This window comes from Paenibacillus sp. FSL L8-0641, from assembly GCF_038006265.1.
Classification (GTDB): domain Bacteria; phylum Bacillota; class Bacilli; order Paenibacillales; family Paenibacillaceae; genus Paenibacillus; species Paenibacillus polymyxa_D.
The window spans coordinates 5,211,472-5,229,322 of sequence record NZ_JBBOUW010000001.1 but is presented as its reverse complement, the minus strand read 5'-3'; the positions used below and the strand labels follow the sequence as shown (position 1 = coordinate 5,229,322).

Genomic DNA, 17,851 nt, shown 5'->3' with positions numbered 1-17,851 from the left:
GGTCGCATCGAAGTTTATGAACTGAAAGCTGCCTCAAAAGGAAACTATCCTTTCAGGCAGCTTTTATTTTTTCAATGAAGCTATATGCTGAACCTGATTTGGAGTGCTGTGTCGATCTGTCCTATGCATATGGTACGAATGCCTTTATAATTTAATGAGATAAAAATTGCTAGGCTCCAGCCGTACACTTGGTTGGAGCCTTTGAGCATAACACAGATAGATTGGAGAATGGAGAGATGAGTTCACAGCAACACCAACGAGCTTTGGTATACAAATCTTTGTGGCATGCCGGTCCTTGGGTGCTTGCCGTAGGGATCATTCTGGTAGGTGCCAATCTGCGCGCCTCGATTACCTCGGTAGGACCTCTTATCGGTTTGATTAAGGATTCTTTGCATATTTCGAATACACTGAGTGGCCTATTAACGACATTGCCGCTGCTGGCTTTTGCCCTGTTGTCGCCTTTTGTAGCCAAACTGTCGCGCCGCTTCGGATCGCCTCTTATTATTTTTGCAGCTTTGCTGCTGTTGACCGCAGGTATTGTAGTGCGCTCAACGTTAGGGGTTACTGCATTATTTGTCGGGACCGCCATGCTGGGACTGGCTATTGCCGTGTGTAATGTGTTGCTGCCCAGCTTGATCAAAGAGGAGTTTCCTCGCAACAGCGGACTGATGACCGGCGTATACTCAGTATCCATGAATGTGGTCGCAGCAACCGCATCTGGCCTGAGTATACCGCTGGCTATAAATGGAGGTATGGGCTGGCGAGGTGCCTTGGGAATATGGGCGATTGTGGGTGTCGTAGGTATTTTACTCTGGGTGCCCCAGCTCCTTAAGGCTCGCAAAACAGCTAATAAAGCAGCAGTATCTGCCCAAACCGTGAATGTGTATAAATCGTCTTTGGCCTGGAAGGTGACGCTGTTTATGGGGCTGCAATCTGCCTTGTTCTATGTTCCTGCCGCCTGGTTTCCTGAAATGATGAGCGGACAGGGAATGGATTCAGAAACTGCGGGCTGGATGCTGTCTGTGATGCAGTTTGCGCAAATGCCATTTACTTTTATTGTGCCTATTTGGGCGGCGCGAGTGAAGGATCAGCGGGTATTGGTTCTGATTATGGCTGCGCTCTATTTTATCGGTCTGGGTGGATTTCTGCTTGGGGCTACACAGTGGAGCGTGATTTGGGTCATATGTATCGGTATAGCGGGTGGTTTTGCCTTCCCGTTAGTGATGATGTTCTTCAATTTGCGGACGCGGACACCGCAGCAGGCAGCAGAGTTGTCGGGTATGGCGCAATCCTTTGGGTATTTGCTGGCAGCGACCGGGCCGACACTGTTCGGTTATTTGCATGATGCGACACAAGGCTGGACCATTCCGCTGCTGCTGCTCTTGTGCCTGAGTGTTCTGCTTATGTTTATAGGGCTGGGTGCAGCCAAGAAACGATATGTCGGAGGCGAGGTGGATGATCAGGCTACAATTTAATGCAGATGGCTACAGTGTCGTTTGTAATGCAGATCGTGTTATGTTGTTGGCTAAAGAATTTGCGCTGTTGCGCTTTCTGTACGATAACCGGAACCAGGTGTTCACCCGTGAACAACTGCTGGATCGGGTGTGGCCGCTGGAGTATCCGGTGGAGCGTACGGTAGATGATCATATCTACAGATTGCGCAAAAAACTTAAGTCATGGGATGGTCTCCGTATTCATACGGTCAGAGGGTATGGCTACAGCTTGACCTTGACTGACGTGCAGCCACAGAATCATCCGTCCTTGCACGATCAGGAGGTGCAAGACGCCGTACATGGACTATTCCGCAAATACCAGCTGTTGGGGCAGGGAAATTCCATCGTAGCGCTGGCTGCCCAGCAGGAGCAGATGGGTTTTGAATTGTCTGTCTTTTATCAAATGTATACCCGTTTTGTACAGGCGGATGTGCCTTGGTTCTTGGAACGGGAGGACTTTGCTCCCGCAGATCGATTGTATTGGATGCTACTGCTATATATGTGCACAGCAGGGGTGACGGATGAGGGGCTTGTCCTATGTGAGCGTGCGCTTTCCAGTGGATTGCTATCTGAAGCGCAGGAGCGGGAATTGCGTATTCTCAACATTCTGGAGGCTTATGTAGAGAACGGACAACCTGAACACGCCCAGGAAGGTCTGCCACTGACCATGATGGTCATGGAACGGGATAATCTCGATAATTTTGTGATGCCTGTTGCGCTGATGGAGATGTATATGCATCTGGTTGCCAATCATATGGAAAAGGCTGCCGAACTGTCTGATCGTCTGGAAGGCATGCTGTCGGAGGCCCCATTTTTGCGCGAGCTGGGCCGTTATCGGATGATGCGCGGGCTTATGCTGTTGCGTACTGGAGATGTGGATAACGCCGAGCGGCTCATGGATGAGGGATTGGATACCCTTGATATGGCTAAACAGGAATTGCTACAAATCAAAGCGGTATGTCAAATTCGCTCGTTCCTGAAGCTTTGCGGTTCCTATCCAGCGCTGGAAGAGAAGTATGCCGCTCAATATGACCAGCTTGACCGGGATAACAGTTTAATACTGCATCGTCCAGCGCTAAGGCGCTGGCTGGAGCAGACAATCTCAATGGCCTGATTTTTTAGCTGTCTGACTTTTCTCTGATATAGACCCGCTAGAATGTTCTTATTGCTAAAAAAGCTGAAAATGAGAGCAGGGTGAGTAGATAATGAAGGAAAAGAAGGAATTGCAATCCGCGCCTAGCATTTGGCGCAATGGCCGTTTTCGGCGGATGTTTGCGGCGCACACGGCTGCTTCTTTTGGCGATTGGTTTGATGCTATCGCCATTCAGGTGCTTGTTGCTTATCGCTGGGAAGCTGACCCTATGCTGATTGCGCTGATTCCGGTAGTGATGGCGCTACCGGGTCTGTTGCTCGGTTCCATCGCAGGCACGTTAGCTGACCGGGTACACAAGGCACGGCTGATGATCGTCTGCGATGCAGCTATTGCCTTATTGACGCTGGCCATTCTCGCCGTCCCGGGTCCGGTGTGGCTACTGCCTTTGCTCGGTCTGCGCGCGGCGGCTGGCGTATTTCAAATGCCTTCACAGCAAGGCTTGACCCGCACGGTAGTCGCAAGCGACGACCTGTTTCGGGCGACCTCGCTGAATGGGTTGGTCAATCAGGCCTCCAAAGTGGCAGGGCCATTACTGGGCGCTATGACCTTGACTGTGTTGTCTCCCCAGGCATGCATTATTCTCAATGCATTGCTGCGCCTCTGTTCCGGACTGCTGCTGTGGCCGCTGCGCGGAATCGGTCCGGCGCTGGTCAGCGCAGACCAACAAGCTGTTGCAGCCGAGCAGCAAGGAAAGTCGGCTACGCATACAGCGCCTGAGGCTGATGAAGTCCAAATGCGGGAGGAGCATGTTCGCGCATCTCGTTTTTTCAACCAATGGCGTGAGGGCTGGGCGTTCTTATGGCGCAGTCGAATGCTTTTGCATACGCTCATATTCGGACTTTTCGGCTTAATCGCCATTCTCATGATCGACTACCAGTTCCCTACGCTGCTGCGAGTGCTCGCTCCGGGTAATGAATCGCTGCTTGGCTGGCTGGTTTCAGCCATTGGTGCTGGCGCCGTCGGCTGCATGCTTGTGCTTAATCGCTTGAATCGCATAAGCGCAGGCTGGGGGCTCGGTGGTGGGTATGTACTGGTTGGCGGAGCTATTGCTGCTTTAGGCTGGGCGCAGCCCGGAACAGGATGGCCCGTCCTACTTATGATCGGAGCTGTGCTGGGCGTGGGCAACGGCCTGTACATTATCACCCAGAACTATATATTACAAGCCAAAACCCCTGCTGATATGGTAGGACGCGTCTTCGGTATCCAAAGTACCGTGATTGGAGCAATCATGGTCGTTTCGCCGCTTGCCGGGGGAGTATTGATCCGAATAGCAGGGGCGGGAACGGCTTTTGTCTGGATCGGAATGACTGTTGGAATTCTGGGTTTGGCAGGACTACTGCTTCAATCCGTAATTTGGCGCGAGTCCCTCGCTGATTCTAGCCTGACTACGGAGCAAAATGCAGACCTTGCGTAGTCGAACTTGCGCAATAATTTACTTCGATTTACGTTATTTATATTTTTAGCATGGGAGAGATCATGATGACTCAACAAACTTCAGCCCCAGAGCCTGTGGCACGGTTACTTGAAGGATCACGGGTATACTTGCGTCCCGTTAACGTGGAGGACACCGAGTTATACTATAATACATTGTTCCATCAGGATGTGCGGAGGCTGACAGGCACACAACGCAGCTTTACCAAGGATCAAATTGCTCGTTATATTGAAGCTAAAGGACAGGATTCCTCAAGCCTGCTGCTCTTGATTGCGCTTCGCGAAGATGATCGTGTCATCGGAGATATAGCTCTGCAGGATATGGACAGCCTGAACCGCAGTGCCAACATCCGTGTTGCGATCAATGAGCAGGGAAATCAGGGGAAGGGCTACGGCACTGAAGCGCTTGTACTCATGCTGGGTTACGGATTCGGTATCTGTAACCTGCATCGGATTGAGCTGAATGTATTTGACTTTAATGAACATGCCATTCGTTGCTATGAAAAAGTAGGCTTTCAGCGTGAAGGTGTACAGCGGGATGCTTTATTCTACAATTATGAATACCATGATTCGATTCTGATGAGTATGCTGGACCACGAATACCGCGACCGCTATGTGAAAAAAGCAGAAAATTGATTCAACACGTTTACACGGGTGGCACAGCAATATTTTACATCGGTGATCATTGCCATCATTCTGACGACCTTGGCTTCGCCTCCGATTCTCAAGCTGTGTTTTAGCGATAAGAGGGAGACTTCCGCTCACGATACAGAAAAGAAGGCCAGCATTGATAAGTTGTAATGAGAGTATCAACAGGTCATAACAAAAAGACCCTTCGGGTTCAGTTTCTCATAGTGTGCATGGAAAGTCCGATTTTAGAGTAGAGCGGACTTTCCATGCAGCATGAGAACATGGGCGAAGGGTCTTTTTTATGCTAAATGTGCTGCAAGAATAGAGAAATTAGGACTCGGACACCACTGTGAAGCGTTGGTTCAGATGTTGTGGTTTTTCGATTTCGTCCACTACGGCAACCGCATAGTCCTCGTAGCTGACATAGCTTGCACCTTTGGAATTAACCAACAGCGTGTCTTTTCCTACTTGGTAAGAGCCTGTACGTTTACCCAGTGCAAATTCCGCAGAAGGGCTAATAAAGGTCCAGTTCAGGTCGTTGGTACCACGCAAAATTTCCAGGTTTTTTCCTTGGTTGTTGGCTGTTGGATATACGAAATCAGGGAAGCCAGGAGCATCTTTTACCAAAAGTGTTTGGGATTCGTCAGTGAACAAGCTGCCTGCACCACCTACGACAATCAGGCGAGTACCGGATACATTACGCAGGGCTTCGATCAGTACGTTACCTGCATCGACATGCAGATGCTCTTGTCCGAGTGGAGCGGCAAATGCATTAACGACTACGTCAAAACCTTTCAGATCATCTGTTTTCAGATCAAAAACGTCTTTTTGTACCACAGTAGCACGACTTTCTGTTACTTTGGACGAGTCACGGACGATGGCGGTTACTTCATGCCCTCTATCTAATGCTTCTTTTACGATATTATTTCCTGCTTTACCGGTTGCACCAATAACTGCAATTTTCATAATAGATAGCCTCCTATAAATATGATGTGGATGATTCATTCGTTTGATCGTAAGTGTACTCAGTGCATTTACGAACTTTAATATGTAACAATTATAGTTACAACATAAAATAAAAGTCAAGCTCTTCTGTTGGGCAAACTAAAGTCCTCCGATTGGAAGGAGAGGAACTCGTTTAAATATATAAAGTGAAACTGAATGAGCAAACTTAAGCCATATTGGATATATGTAGACCACAGATAAGAAAGGAAGAGTGAATCGATATGAGTAAAAAAGTACAGCTTGAACCCGCAGCACAGAAATTTGCAGACGATAATGCCAAGCCTCCATTTCTATATGATTTGGGTCCTGAAAAAGGACGTGAAACGGTCAATGAGGTTCAATCCGGCCCAGCAGACAAACCTGCCGCAGATGTAGAAGATCTAACCATTCCAGGCGGGCCTGGCGGTGAGGTGAAGGTCAGAATTGTTCGCCCACAACAGGTGACAAGCGATCTCCCGGTCATTGTATATATTCACGGAGCAGGCTGGGTATTCGGTAATGCTCATACGCATGATCGCCTGATTCGTGAATTGGCAGTCGGCTCACAGGCAGCAGTTGTATTTCCAGAATACAGCTTGTCCCCTGAAGCTAAATATCCGACGGCGATTGAGGAAATTTACGCGGTCGTTCAATGGGTGGCACAGCACGGACGCGAGCATGGGTTGAAGCCCGATACGCTGACGGTAGCCGGAGACAGTGTGGGCGGTAATATGACGGCGGCCGTAACACTGCTGGCCAAAGAACGTAGCGGCCCTACCATTCGCCAGCAGTTGCTGTTCTATCCAGTGACGGATGCTTCCTTTGACACAGAATCATATCATGAGTTCGCCACAGGATATTTCCTGAGCCGCGAAGGAATGCAATGGTTTTGGGATCAATATACGACGGATCCCAACGAACGAGCGCAGATCACGGCGTCCCCATTACGTGCCACCACAGAACAGCTCGAAGGGCTACCACGTGCGCTGGTCATTACAGGTGAGGCCGATGTGCTGCGCGATGAAGGCGAGGCCTATGCGGACAAGCTACGTGAAGCGGGGGTGGATGTGACCGCTGCACGCTTTCAGGGCATCATCCACGACTTTGTGATGCTGAACCCATTGTCTGAAACCGCGGCCAAGCGCGGTGCGATCATGCTCGCTACCTCATGGCTGCGCCAAGGGTTTGAGGGCTAGTACACTATAGAGCATTTTAAGGGTGTCGTCGTGTGATTTGATCCAGTTCTTTGAATGATTAGGCTGTCTTCTTCCTGCTGACATCTATTGCAGGGAAGGCAGCCTTTATACATATCTGCAATGAAACCGCTTCACGTTCGTCGAACAGAGTGATAATATAAAATTTGAACGAGTTTGACCGACATTCAGCCTAAGGGGGATATCCATGCCATTTCAGGGACAACGCATTTTACCTGCAGCTAAGCATATGAAGCAGCTGGAGGGTATTTTGGACAGTTCTTATGAGTATGCGGTTTTTCTGGATACGCATGTAGCGCAGCTGCGTAGCCTGTACCAGATGGCTAGAAGTCGCAGCAAGCAAATGCTCCTGCATGCCGATCTGGTGCAAGGCTTGAAGAATGACGAGTATGCGGCTGAATATTTGTGTCAGGAAATTAAGCCATTTGGGATTATTTCGACCCGGTCCGGGGTGATCGCAACTGCTAAAAAGAAAGGAATTCTTGCTGTACAGCGGGTGTTCCTGCTCGATACGATTGCACTGGAAAAAAGCTACGCGCTGGTAGAAAAAACGCGCCCGGATTATATTGAGGTGCTGCCCGGTGTTGTTCCACCGATGATTAAGGAGGTCAGCGAACGCACTGGCATTCCTATTTTGGCAGGCGGACTTATTCGCACCCCTGAGGATGTGGAAGCGGCGTTGGCTGCGGGAGCCACAGCAGTTACGACCTCCAATAAACAATTGTTCGAGCATTATAAGCCATAGCCTTTATTTGAATCAAGTGGGCAACAATACATAAAATGCAAGGAGGCTGGAAAACGATGGAGCAATACATCCTTGCCTTGGATCAGGGCACAACCAGTTCGCGGGCCATCTTGTTTGATCGGCAGGGAAAAGTGGTATACAAGGCACAACGGGAGTTCCCACAGTATTTTCCCAAGCCCGGGTGGGTAGAGCAAAACGCCAATGAAATATGGAGCTCTATTTTGGCCGTCATCGCCTCCTGCTTGTCGGAATCAGGTGTGAAAGCCAGCCAAATTGCCGGGATTGGTATTACGAATCAACGGGAAACCGTAGTGGTGTGGGATAAACATACGGGTCTGCCTGTATACCATGCGCTGGTATGGCAGTCACGGCAAACAGCAGGGATCTGCGAGGAATTGAAAAGCCGTGGATTTGATCATATTTTTCATAGCAAAACGGGACTACTCATTGATCCCTACTTTTCTGGCACCAAGGTCAAATGGATACTCGACAACGTCGAAGGGGCACGAGTTCAAGCGGAGCGTGGGGATTTGCTGTTTGGTACGATTGATACCTGGCTAATCTGGAGATTGTCTGGTGGTAAAGCACATGTAACGGACTACTCTAATGCGGCCCGCACACTCATGTACAACATTTATGAGCTAAAATGGGATGAGGAGCTACTGGATATTCTCGGCGTTCCTGCGTCTATGCTGCCAGAGGTGAAATCATCTTCTGAGATATATGCGCATACGGTGGATTATCACTTTTTTGGACAGGAAATTCCTATTGCCGGAGCGGCGGGTGATCAACAAGCAGCTCTGTTCGGTCAGGGATGCTTTGACAAAGGTATGATTAAAAATACATACGGTACGGGATGCTTTATGCTGATGAATACCGGAGATGAACCCTGTGACTCGGAACATGGACTGATTACGACGATTGCATGGGGGCTGAATGGTCAGGTGAAGTATGCGCTGGAGGGCAGCATTTTTGTAGCCGGGTCTGCTATTCAGTGGCTGCGTGACGGGTTGCGCATGTTCCGCGAGGCCAGAGATAGTGAAGCGTATGCGGCGCGTGTGACCTCGACGGAAGGGGTATATTTTGTCCCGGCCTTTGTGGGTCTGGGCAGCCCGTATTGGGACAGTGACGTGCGCGGTGCGACATTTGGTTTGACGCGGGGAACGACCAAGGAGCACTTTATACGAGCGGTACTGGAATCGCTGGCCTACCAGACTAAAGATGTCCTAACTGCCATGGCGAGCGATTCGGGTGTACCTGTGCGTTCAATGCGTGTAGATGGAGGTGCAGTGATGAACGAGTTCCTGATGCAGTTCCAGAGCGATATTCTCGATCTGCCTGTAGAACGACCTGCTGTGAACGAGACAACTGCACTCGGTGCGGCGTATTTAGCGGGACTGGCAGTCGGCTTCTGGAGCAGTCTGGATGAAGTCCGGGGATATGCGCAAAGTGATCATACCTTTACTCCGTCCATGAGTGAAGACGTGCGGGCTGATCTTTATGGTGGCTGGAAAAAGGCAGTTCATGCCGCAATGGCGTTCAAGTAGCAGGCAGATTTCCCTTTTCATAGCGTATCGTGTGTGCTACGATATAGATAAGTTAATACTCGTCAGGAGACTTGGAGAGACCATGAACCGCTCGGCATCCGCCGCAGCGATGTTCGTGGTCTTTTTTTGTACCTTATGATGAGTCGGTTGGCAGATTGCATCGTGAATATATACAAAGCTGGAGGGATACATGATGGGAGAACAGGGATTTGCTGCGCAGGAGAGAACCGCTGTCTTGGAACGTATGGGACATGAGCATTTTGATATATTAATCATTGGCGGCGGCATTACAGGGGCGGGTATTGCGCTGGATGCGGCGGATCGTGGTTTGAAGACAGCATTGGTGGAGATGCAGGATTTTGCAGCAGGTACGTCCAGCCGCTCGACCAAGCTAGTGCATGGGGGTCTTCGTTATTTGAAGCAGTTGGAAGTTAAGATGGTAGCTGAGGTGGGGAAGGAGCGGGCAATTGTATTCGAAAATGGTCCACATGTGACCATACCGGAGCGTATGTTGCTTCCTTTTCACAAGGGCGGCACGTTTAACGCATTTACCACCTCTGTCGGGCTGCTGGTATATGATTTCCTTGCTGGTGTTAAGCGTAGTGAGCGCCGTCGTATGCTGGACATCCAGGCTACACTAGAGCGCGAGCCTTTGCTGAAGCGTGATGGACTGAAGGGAAGCGGCAGCTATGTGGAGTATCGTACAGATGACGCTCGCCTGACGATTGAGGTCATGAAGGAGGCTGTTACACGAGGGGCGCTGGCGGTGAACTATGCCAAGGCTGACAAGCTGCTGTATGACGAAGGACGAATAAGCGGTGCAAGCGTAACGGACCGGGTAACGGGAAAACCATACGAAATTCGAGCTTCGCTGGTTATTAATGCAGCTGGACCATGGGTAGACACGCTGCGGGAAATGGATCGCTCCAAGGAGGGTAAGGTGCTACGCCTGACGAAAGGTATTCACCTAGTGTTCGATGCTGAGCGCTTTCCGCTCAAACAGGCAGTGTACTTCGATACACCGGATGGACGCATGGTATTTTCCATCCCGCGTGATGGAAAAACTTATGCAGGTACGACTGACACGGTGTATGAGGGGGATACGGCGCATCCCCGGATGACCGTCGAAGATCGGGCGTATGTGCTTCAAGCGATCAACGGAATGTTCCCGGATGTGAAGCTGACTGTTACGGATGTAGAATCCAGTTGGGCAGGGGTACGGCCGCTCATTTATGAAGACGATAAAAGCCCTTCAGAAATTTCACGTAAGGACGAAATTTGGGAATCCCGTTCAGGTCTGATCACGATTGCAGGCGGCAAGCTGACGGGCTACCGGAAAATGTCCGAACTCGTCGTGGATCGTGCGGTACGGGAGCTGGGGCGCTTGCATGGGCAGAGCTTCCGGGCATGCCGCACCAGACACATCCCGATTTCGGGTGGCAGCGTAGGCGGCTCGGCGGGCTGGGACGCGTACGTAGGTAAGCAAACCGCAGCAGGTGTTGCACTCGGCCTGTCGCCTGAAACGGCTAGAGCATGGGCAATCCGCTATGGCTCCAACACAGAGCGGCTGTTTGCGATAGCGGCACGCAGCATGAAGGAGACTACCGAGAAGGAAGCGGCACTGCCTGTGGAAGTGCGTGTCCCGCTCCTGTATGCGATGGAACAGGAAATGACGGTGACACCGTCTGATTTTTTCATACGGCGAACGGGAGCACTTTTCTTCCAGATTGACGAGGTGAAGCGCTGGAAACAGCCCGCCATCGCATGGATGTCTGAACATGCAGGCTGGAGCGCCGCGCAAGAACGACAATATACGGCTGAGCTGGATGCTTACCTGTATGAAGCTGTAACGCCTTTAGAGGTAGAGGTGAAACAAGGTGACGTTAAAGCCATCTAATAGGAACGAGGATGCGTATCCTTTACCGCTCCGCTTCTCTACCATCGTTTCGTTCTCACCGCTGCTTTATGCGGAAAAGGGGCCTACAAAACAAAAGCAGCGATTCTCTATTTTTAAGAGAATCGCTGCTTTTGTTGTATGCAGATTGTTTACAGCATCAAGTGGAACAGGAACGGGGCGGCTGCCAAGGTAAAGAGAGCGGCGAGCACCATCGAGATGCTGGATATCGTCCCCGTCAGCAAACTGAACTCGAATGCTTTGGAAGTGCCCGTACCATGAGCACCGGTACCGAGCAGTACCCCACGGGAGACTTCATTTTCGATACGGAACAGTTTTACAATCACTGGACCAATAATAAGACCGCTCAATCCGGTCAGAATAACGAATACAGCTGTGACCGTCGGATTGCCGCCAATCGTTTGCGATACATTCATCGCAATGGGTGTCGTAATGGAGCGAGGAATCAGGCTGCTCAGCAGCGAAGAATTCAGGTGCATCCACTTGGCAAGCGCCATGGAGGACAACACGGCTACAACAGATCCAGACAGCACGCTAAGCACGATTTGGGTAGCGTGTTTTTTTAACACTGGGAAATATCGGTACAAAGGGACAGCAAATGCAATCGTAGCTGGCTGTAGCAGCATGGACAGCAAGTGGGCGCCCGAATTATAAGAACGGTAATTCACACCCGTCAGCGTCAAAATCAAAATGATAACAACAGGTGTAATGAGCAATGGAGACAAATACACCTTGGGCAGTGTGCGGTACATGCGTTTGGCCATCCAGTAAATAGCGAGTGTCAATACAATACATAGAAGACCGATCATGATGATTTATGCTCCTTTCGTTTACCAAGCAGACTGGCGACCATACCTGTGCAGGCCATCACCAGAAAGGTGCCGAGCAACACGACCAGCATAATGCTCATACCATCGTGTTCCAGCATCGGCCAATAATTCATGACGCCGACAGCGGAGGGAATAAAGAATAATAGCAGCTCGGCCAGCAACCAGTTTGCGCCAACTTCAATCCAGCTTAGCCGGACCAAGCCGGTTTGCAGCAGAATAAAAAGGATTAGCATACCAATGATACTACCGGGTATAGGCAGGTGGAGCCAGGAGACTACCGCGTTCAGGATGAGCGAAAAGGCCATCAGGACGGCGATCTGGAGGACACCGCGTATGAAGCTTTTCATATATAATGACTCCTATCTTTGTGATCGGTTATTTTCAAACTGTAATGAAATTTTACATCACAAGCTTTCATGAGTAAAATGCATATAAAGAATGTAATCTATTCCGTTTGTCTATGGGAGAAGGTGTAGGTTTGGATATCCGACATTTACAATATTTTTTGGAAGTCGCGCGTTTGCGTAGCTTTACAAAGGCAGCCCAGAGCATGTTTATTACCCAGCCGACGATCAGTAAGACGATTAAAAGTCTGGAAGATGAACTGGGGGTCGCTTTGTTCGACCGAATTGGCAAAAGAATCGAATTGACGGACGCGGGAAAGGTCATTGAGCTTCAGGCACAAGCAATTGTAAAGTCCTTTCAGAGCCTGTCCTCGGAGCTGAGTGATTTGATGAACCTGAAAAAGGGACATATCCGTATTGGCCTGCCCCCTATGGTCGGATCGAGCTTTTTTCCGCGTGTCATTGGAGAATTCCATAAGGCATATCCTGATGTGACCATTCAATTATTTGAGGACGGGGCGAAGAAAGTGGAACGGGACGTAGAAGCCGGGGCATTGGATATCGGGGTGATCGTGCTGCCCGCAGTTGGAGATATGTTTGAGACATTTCTGTTTGTGGAGGAAAAGCTGAATTTGCTCGTTCATCCTACGCATGCATTGGCAGAGTGCAAGGAGGTACCGTTATCTGCGTTGGCGGAGGAGGCATTTGTACTGTTTCGTGAGGATTTTACGCTGCATGACCGTATCATTGCGGAATGTGTTCGTGCTGGCTTTCAGCCGCGTGTAGTGTACGAAAGCTCACAATGGGATCTGATTAGCGAAATGGTTGCTGCAAACCTGGGAGTAGCTCTGTTGCCGGAGGCCATTTGCCGAGATCTGGATTCTGAGCGCTTGCGTGTTCTTCCATTGGTAGACCCCGTCATTCCTTGGCATTTGGGGATGATTTGGCGGAACGATCGCTACCTGTCCTTTGCCGCCAGAGAATGGATATCGTTCACACAGCAATTGTTGCGGACGGAATAGGGCGGGAAGTAGTCAGTCCGCGAGAAGGTGAGTACGATGCAGAATAAAAAAGCTGCCCTGAGGGGCAGCGATGTAGCTTGCTTCTATGAGTGTGTTTGGTTTATTGCACGCTTGGTGTGAAGGTACTTGTCCATAATACGGTCAAGTCTGGAGGATTTGTCCAATACACGTTCATCTTTTAATCCGTGTAAGTCAGCCATGCGATTCAGTTCACGGCGTTCTTTTTCCATGAGTTTTTCCAATTGTTCGAGGTTCACAAAGCCCACCCCCCATGTCGATTGTAAGGCATGTCTCCACTAGCGGCAGAAGTTTTTTTGATAACGATGTTATTTCCATTTTACCACTTTTTATTAACAATAATCCAGCTTTCCTGACATTTAGCGACTAATATTTATGGTTTTGCCAGTTCTACCCGATTGCGTCCTGATCGTTTAGCTTCATACAATGCCTCGTCTGCTTTTTCCAATAAACGCCTCGATGCAATAACAGGAGAGCTGCCTGCCCCGATGGATACGGTTAAGGAGAGTATGGTTCCGTCATTCAAGAGAAAACATTCATTTTCCACAGCTTTTCGAATCTTCTCGGCAAAGCTTGCCGCCTTTTCGGTATCACAATCTCCGAGTAGAATTGCGAATTCCTCTCCGCCTTTACGGGAGGGGTATGCTCTCGTTGTAGATTCCCGATTTAACAAAATTCCCAATTGGCTTAAGACGGCGTCTCCGTTCAAATGGCCATACGTATCATTAATTTTTTTAAAGTGGTCAATATCTAGCATCACAAGTCCAAAGGGTTTTTTTGTAGTCTTGGAAGCATGAAGTACCTCTTCGAACAGCGCATCAAAAGCACGCGGACTGTATAGCCCGGTTAAATGATCGCGGTTCGCAGCCTCTTCCAGCAGGTGAATAGCCCGTTCTGTTTTTTTGATATGGGACATCATAAAATAAGTGAACAAGCCGCCAAGAATCTTCACGGTTGTGATCATTATTATAGATTCTAAGTTGGGTGGATCATCCACAAAAAAAGCAGATAACAGCGACACAACAACAGCCCCAAGCACGGCTGACATCCATTTGCCGAGGGCTAGCTTTTTTTCTCGAATAAAGATAAGTGAAAGGACTAGTGTCATGAAGCAATTAACCGTAACAGTCAGAGTAATATCCGTCCATCCCCCTGTGATGTAAATACGATACAGGATGACGATCAGGGTGGTCAGCAGACCGGATACCGATCCTCCTATATAAACAGATATGATAATCGCCAATTGGCGGAGATCAACCACAAAGTGCCCACGGATCCATAAACCGGTCATCATTAACAGAATGCTAAACACGCCCAGCATTAAACCGTTTAATATCTGATGAATGAGTGCATGATTTGTCAGGTAACGTTCATATTTCCGGGAAAATAAATTTCCGAAGAATAAGAAGCTCGTTAATAACGCAAAATTGTTAATTAATTCTTTTAACATATCCCTATCCTTTATGCTGTAATGAGAGTTGTAGTATTGTGGGGAATAAAGCAAAAGGCCTCGTTTCTATATTTCGGTAAAAAGTAGGCATGAGTGAATACCAATCGACCATTAAACGATTCTTCTGTCCCTTACGTTTCGTTTATCTACGTGGTACAGTGAAAGGACTATGACCGGAACGGGTGATCGTATGAAGGAACCAATTCACATATCGGTGCGTCCACTTGTGGAATATGTGCATCGGAGCGGCAGCATTCATAGCGGCTTTCGATCGAATAGCAGTATGCTCGAAGGAACTCGCGTGCATCAGGTTATCCAGAAAGGTTACAAGGAGCATGACCGCAAAGAGGTACATTTACGTACAGAAATTCAGTATAAGGACGAATTGTTTATCATTGAAGGCCGCTGTGACGGACTGATTGAGCTGGATGGCGTATGGACGGTCGATGAAATTAAATCGATCTCTTTGCCTCTCGAAGATATTCAGGGTGACGGTCAACCCGTACACTGGGCGCAAGCATTTCTGTATGCCTATATGATTGCTCGTGAGGAACAACATCATTCCATGCAGGTCCAGCTTACTTATGTGCAGGCACACAGTGAAGACATTCGCCGATTTAGGCGCGAGCTATCCTTTACTGAGCTGGAAGCTTTCGCGCAGGAGATGATTGCTGGTTATGCACCGTATGCATTCCTGCTGAGAGCACATGCGGAAAAGCGGGATGCCAGCATTGCTATGTTGGACTTTCCCTTTGACACGTATCGTTCGGGTCAGCGAACGCTCGCGGGTTCGGTGTACAAGACGATTGCCGAAGGGGTTAACCTGTTTGCCAAAGCGCCTACGGGTATCGGTAAAACGGTATCCACTTTGTTTCCTGCGATCAAGGCGATCGGTGAGGGGCAGGTTAGGCGAGTATATTATGTAACGGCTCGTACCACCACTCGGGCAGCAGCTGAAGAAGCTTATGCCAGAATGCAGACCCAAGGGCTGCACATGCATGTGGTGACTTTGACTGCGAAGGATAAAATTTGCTTTAAGGATGAAAATGATTGTGACGCTGGATCATGCAGCATGTGCGAGGGCTACTACGACCGGATCAACGGTGCGGTATCCGATATTTTGGCGAATGAGACGTTAATGACCCGGGCGGTGATTGAGCGTTATGCGCGCAAGCATAAGGTTTGTCCCTTTGAATTTTCGCTGGATGTGGCGTATGCCTCGGATGGTATAATCAGTGATTATAATTATGTTTTCGATCCACGGATTTCTCTGAAAAGATTGCTGGAGGAGCACAAGCGAAAAGGTGTCGTACTGGTGGATGAGGCGCATAATCTGGTAGAACGCGGCCGGGACATGTTTTCGGCGGAAATTTTGAAATCTTCTTTTTTGGAACTGAAACGAGAATTTAAGCTGCTAAGTCCAGAGATTGCTGCGACTGCGAGTGCAGTGAACGCACATATGATTACGCTGCGCAAGCAATATGCAGACACAGGAAAAGCAGTGGAGACAGTAGCGCCGCAAGAGGTGCTGGAGCTGCTGGTGCCTTTTGTGGAAGCTGCTGAACGTGAACTGGTAACGGGGAGTAGTACAAGTCGCGCAAGCAGTGAAAGTACGGCCTACGCATTGCTTCTGGATACGTATTTTACTGCTCAGAATATGCTGCGGATTGCTGCTTTATATGATGAACGGTACGTTACTTATGTGGAAGCAGGGCGCAGTGAAGTGAGGGTCAAGCTGTTCTGCCTCGATCCTTCTCACTTGCTGGGACAAGCTATTAAGGGCTACCGCTCAGCCATTTATTTTTCCGCGACGTTGACACCGCTTGCTTATTATCGGGACATGCTCGGAGCAAACGAGGAAGATTATACGTTACAGGTTCCTTCCCCTTTCCATCAGGAGCAATGGGATGTACGTCTGCTGCCGCTCTCCATCCGTTATCGGGATCGCGAGCGTTCCAAAGGGGCGATTGCGGATATGCTGGCTGCATTGGTTGTGGAACGGAAAGGAAATATGCTTGTGTTTTTCCCGTCCTATCCATACCTGCGTGAGGTATATGAGGAGTTCATGCTTCGGGACGTGTCCGCAAATACGTTGGTACAAAGTCCGGGGATGACCGAACCAGAGCGGGATCGATTCCTAGAGGCCTTCCAGCCTGGGCAAGAGCACACCTTGCTTGGCTTTGCCGTATTGGGTGGTGTGTTTGCTGAAGGTGTTGATTTACCCGGGGATCGCTTAAATGGGGTAGTCGTCGTCGGCGTTGGCTTGCCGCAAATTGGAGCAGAGCGAGATGTGCTGCGGGATTACTTTTCGGAACAGGGACGGAATGGTTTCAACTATGCGTATGTATATCCAGGGATGAACAAGGTTCTTCAGGCAGGTGGCAGGCTTATCCGCACAGAGCACGACGAAGGATTGTTGGTCCTGGTAGATGATCGTTTTGCCAAGGAACCGTATGCTTCTTTGCTGCCAGATGAATGGAAAAGCTACCGTCTGACGGAACAAGCGGGATTAAGGAAGGAATGGATAGACTATGAACTTTAATTTTCATAATGACTCCATACGCGGGGTGCTGCGTAGCTTTGGACATGAGGATGCCGAAGTAGATAATATAGAGACTTTTGTGACATTTGCGCGCTTGGCTAACGGTATTTTCAGAGAAATGGATACAGATTTGACCAAGTTGGGGGCTTCTCAGGGTCGGATTATCGTGCTTAGCCTGTTGCATTGCCACTCGCCGCATCGCATGACACCATCGGAGTTAGCGGAAAAAGCGGATGTCACGCGTGGGACCATGACGGGACTGATCGACGGATTAGAGCGAGATGGCATGATTGAACGTGTGGCTCATGAGAGTGACGGACGGATGGTGACTGTCGGATTAAAAGAGGCAGGACGAGAGCTATTAAGTAAGATAGTCCCTTATTATACGAAGCTGATTCGGTCGTGTATGTCTGAGTTTACGCCGCAGGATCATCAGATGATGAAGGGTTTGCTGGGGAAAATGAAAGGCGGTTTTGAGCGGTCCTTGCCGAAATGCTGAATTCCTGATATAGGGAATAAGGAATAGGAGAGAG

General features: G+C 49.3%; 16 protein-coding genes and 1 pseudogene. 12 read left to right on the top strand and 5 right to left on the bottom strand.

The window, feature by feature from the left end; translation table 11 throughout:
• Positions 1–236 precede the first annotated feature (236 nt).
• From MKY16_RS23630 to MKY16_RS23610, 5 genes and pseudogenes are all read left to right on the top strand, one after another.
• Positions 237–1,475, top strand: a complete 1,239-nt coding sequence (locus MKY16_RS23630; protein WP_039271770.1) for a CynX/NimT family MFS transporter — start codon at positions 237–239, stop codon at positions 1,473–1,475.
• The gene (locus MKY16_RS23625) at positions 1,456–2,607 is read left to right on the top strand and encodes a winged helix-turn-helix domain-containing protein (protein ID WP_340957273.1); all 1,152 of its coding nucleotides are present in this window, start codon (positions 1,456–1,458) and stop codon (positions 2,605–2,607) included. Before MKY16_RS23630 ends, MKY16_RS23625 begins: the two co-directional genes overlap by 20 nt.
• Before the next feature lie 91 nt (positions 2,608–2,698).
• The gene (locus MKY16_RS23620) at positions 2,699–4,060 is read left to right on the top strand and encodes an MFS transporter (protein ID WP_322251581.1); all 1,362 of its coding nucleotides are present in this window, start codon (positions 2,699–2,701) and stop codon (positions 4,058–4,060) included.
• A gap of 62 nt (positions 4,061–4,122) precedes the next feature.
• The gene (locus MKY16_RS23615; protein ID WP_340957269.1) at positions 4,123–4,713 is read left to right on the top strand and encodes a GNAT family N-acetyltransferase; all 591 of its coding nucleotides are present in this window, start codon (positions 4,123–4,125) and stop codon (positions 4,711–4,713) included.
• Positions 4,714–4,731: 18 nt separating this feature from the next.
• Positions 4,732–4,878, top strand: a pseudogene (locus tag MKY16_RS23610) (sodium:proton antiporter); the annotation flags it as partial.
• 159 nt (positions 4,879–5,037) lie between these two features.
• Here MKY16_RS23610 and MKY16_RS23605 read toward each other — a convergent pair.
• Positions 5,038–5,673, bottom strand: coding sequence for an NAD(P)-dependent oxidoreductase (locus MKY16_RS23605; protein WP_322251578.1), 636 nt, complete (start codon positions 5,671–5,673; stop codon positions 5,038–5,040).
• Positions 5,674–5,933: 260 nt separating this feature from the next.
• On the opposite strand from MKY16_RS23605, the gene MKY16_RS23600 reads away from it, so the two are divergent.
• The 4 genes from MKY16_RS23600 to MKY16_RS23585 all read left to right on the top strand — a co-directional run bounded on the left by MKY16_RS23600 (position 5,934) and on the right by MKY16_RS23585 (position 11,094).
• Complete coding sequence (locus tag MKY16_RS23600; RefSeq protein WP_029518657.1) at positions 5,934–6,887, top strand: alpha/beta hydrolase; 954 nt, start codon at positions 5,934–5,936, stop codon at positions 6,885–6,887.
• Between the two features lie 205 nt (positions 6,888–7,092).
• Complete coding sequence (locus tag MKY16_RS23595) at positions 7,093–7,650, top strand: glycerol-3-phosphate responsive antiterminator (RefSeq protein ID WP_340957267.1); 558 nt, start codon at positions 7,093–7,095, stop codon at positions 7,648–7,650.
• A gap of 56 nt (positions 7,651–7,706) precedes the next feature.
• Positions 7,707–9,197, top strand: a complete 1,491-nt coding sequence (gene glpK / locus MKY16_RS23590; protein WP_340957265.1) for a glycerol kinase GlpK — start codon at positions 7,707–7,709, stop codon at positions 9,195–9,197.
• Between the two features lie 193 nt (positions 9,198–9,390).
• Entirely contained in the window at positions 9,391–11,094 is a 1,704-nt protein-coding gene (locus tag MKY16_RS23585) for a glycerol-3-phosphate dehydrogenase/oxidase (RefSeq protein WP_340957622.1), read from the top strand.
• A gap of 149 nt (positions 11,095–11,243) precedes the next feature.
• Here the strand turns inward: MKY16_RS23585 and MKY16_RS23580 are convergent, their stop codons facing one another.
• A complete protein-coding gene (locus MKY16_RS23580) occupies positions 11,244–11,921 on the bottom strand; it encodes a CidB/LrgB family autolysis modulator (protein ID WP_029518653.1) in 678 nt (225 codons plus the stop codon).
• The gene (locus MKY16_RS23575) at positions 11,918–12,289 is read right to left on the bottom strand and encodes a CidA/LrgA family protein (protein ID WP_029518652.1); all 372 of its coding nucleotides are present in this window, start codon (positions 12,287–12,289) and stop codon (positions 11,918–11,920) included. Before MKY16_RS23575 ends, MKY16_RS23580 begins: the two co-directional genes overlap by 4 nt.
• Positions 12,290–12,420: 131 nt before the next feature.
• Here MKY16_RS23575 and cidR point away from each other — a divergent pair, with 131 nt between their 5' ends.
• On the top strand, positions 12,421–13,308 hold the full coding sequence (gene cidR, locus MKY16_RS23570; protein WP_328801165.1) for a cidABC operon transcriptional activator CidR: 888 nt from the start codon (positions 12,421–12,423) through the stop codon (positions 13,306–13,308).
• An 83-nt stretch (positions 13,309–13,391) separates the two neighbouring features.
• Here cidR and MKY16_RS23565 read toward each other — a convergent pair whose 3' ends face one another.
• A complete protein-coding gene (locus MKY16_RS23565) occupies positions 13,392–13,565 on the bottom strand; it encodes an aspartyl-phosphate phosphatase Spo0E family protein (RefSeq protein ID WP_013312483.1) in 174 nt (57 codons plus the stop codon).
• A 134-nt stretch (positions 13,566–13,699) separates the two neighbouring features.
• On the bottom strand, positions 13,700–14,776 hold the full coding sequence (locus tag MKY16_RS23560) for a GGDEF domain-containing protein (RefSeq protein WP_209947700.1): 1,077 nt from the start codon (positions 14,774–14,776) through the stop codon (positions 13,700–13,702).
• Between the two features lie 169 nt (positions 14,777–14,945).
• Here MKY16_RS23560 and MKY16_RS23555 point away from each other — a divergent pair, with 169 nt between their 5' ends.
• Both MKY16_RS23555 and MKY16_RS23550 read left to right on the top strand, forming a co-directional pair.
• Positions 14,946–17,318 (top strand): ATP-dependent DNA helicase, encoded by a 2,373-nt coding sequence (locus tag MKY16_RS23555; RefSeq protein WP_340957261.1) that lies wholly within the window; start codon positions 14,946–14,948, stop codon positions 17,316–17,318.
• The gene (locus tag MKY16_RS23550) at positions 17,308–17,817 is read left to right on the top strand and encodes a MarR family winged helix-turn-helix transcriptional regulator (protein WP_029518649.1); all 510 of its coding nucleotides are present in this window, start codon (positions 17,308–17,310) and stop codon (positions 17,815–17,817) included. Before MKY16_RS23555 ends, MKY16_RS23550 begins: the two co-directional genes overlap by 11 nt.
• Positions 17,818–17,851 lie beyond the last annotated feature (34 nt).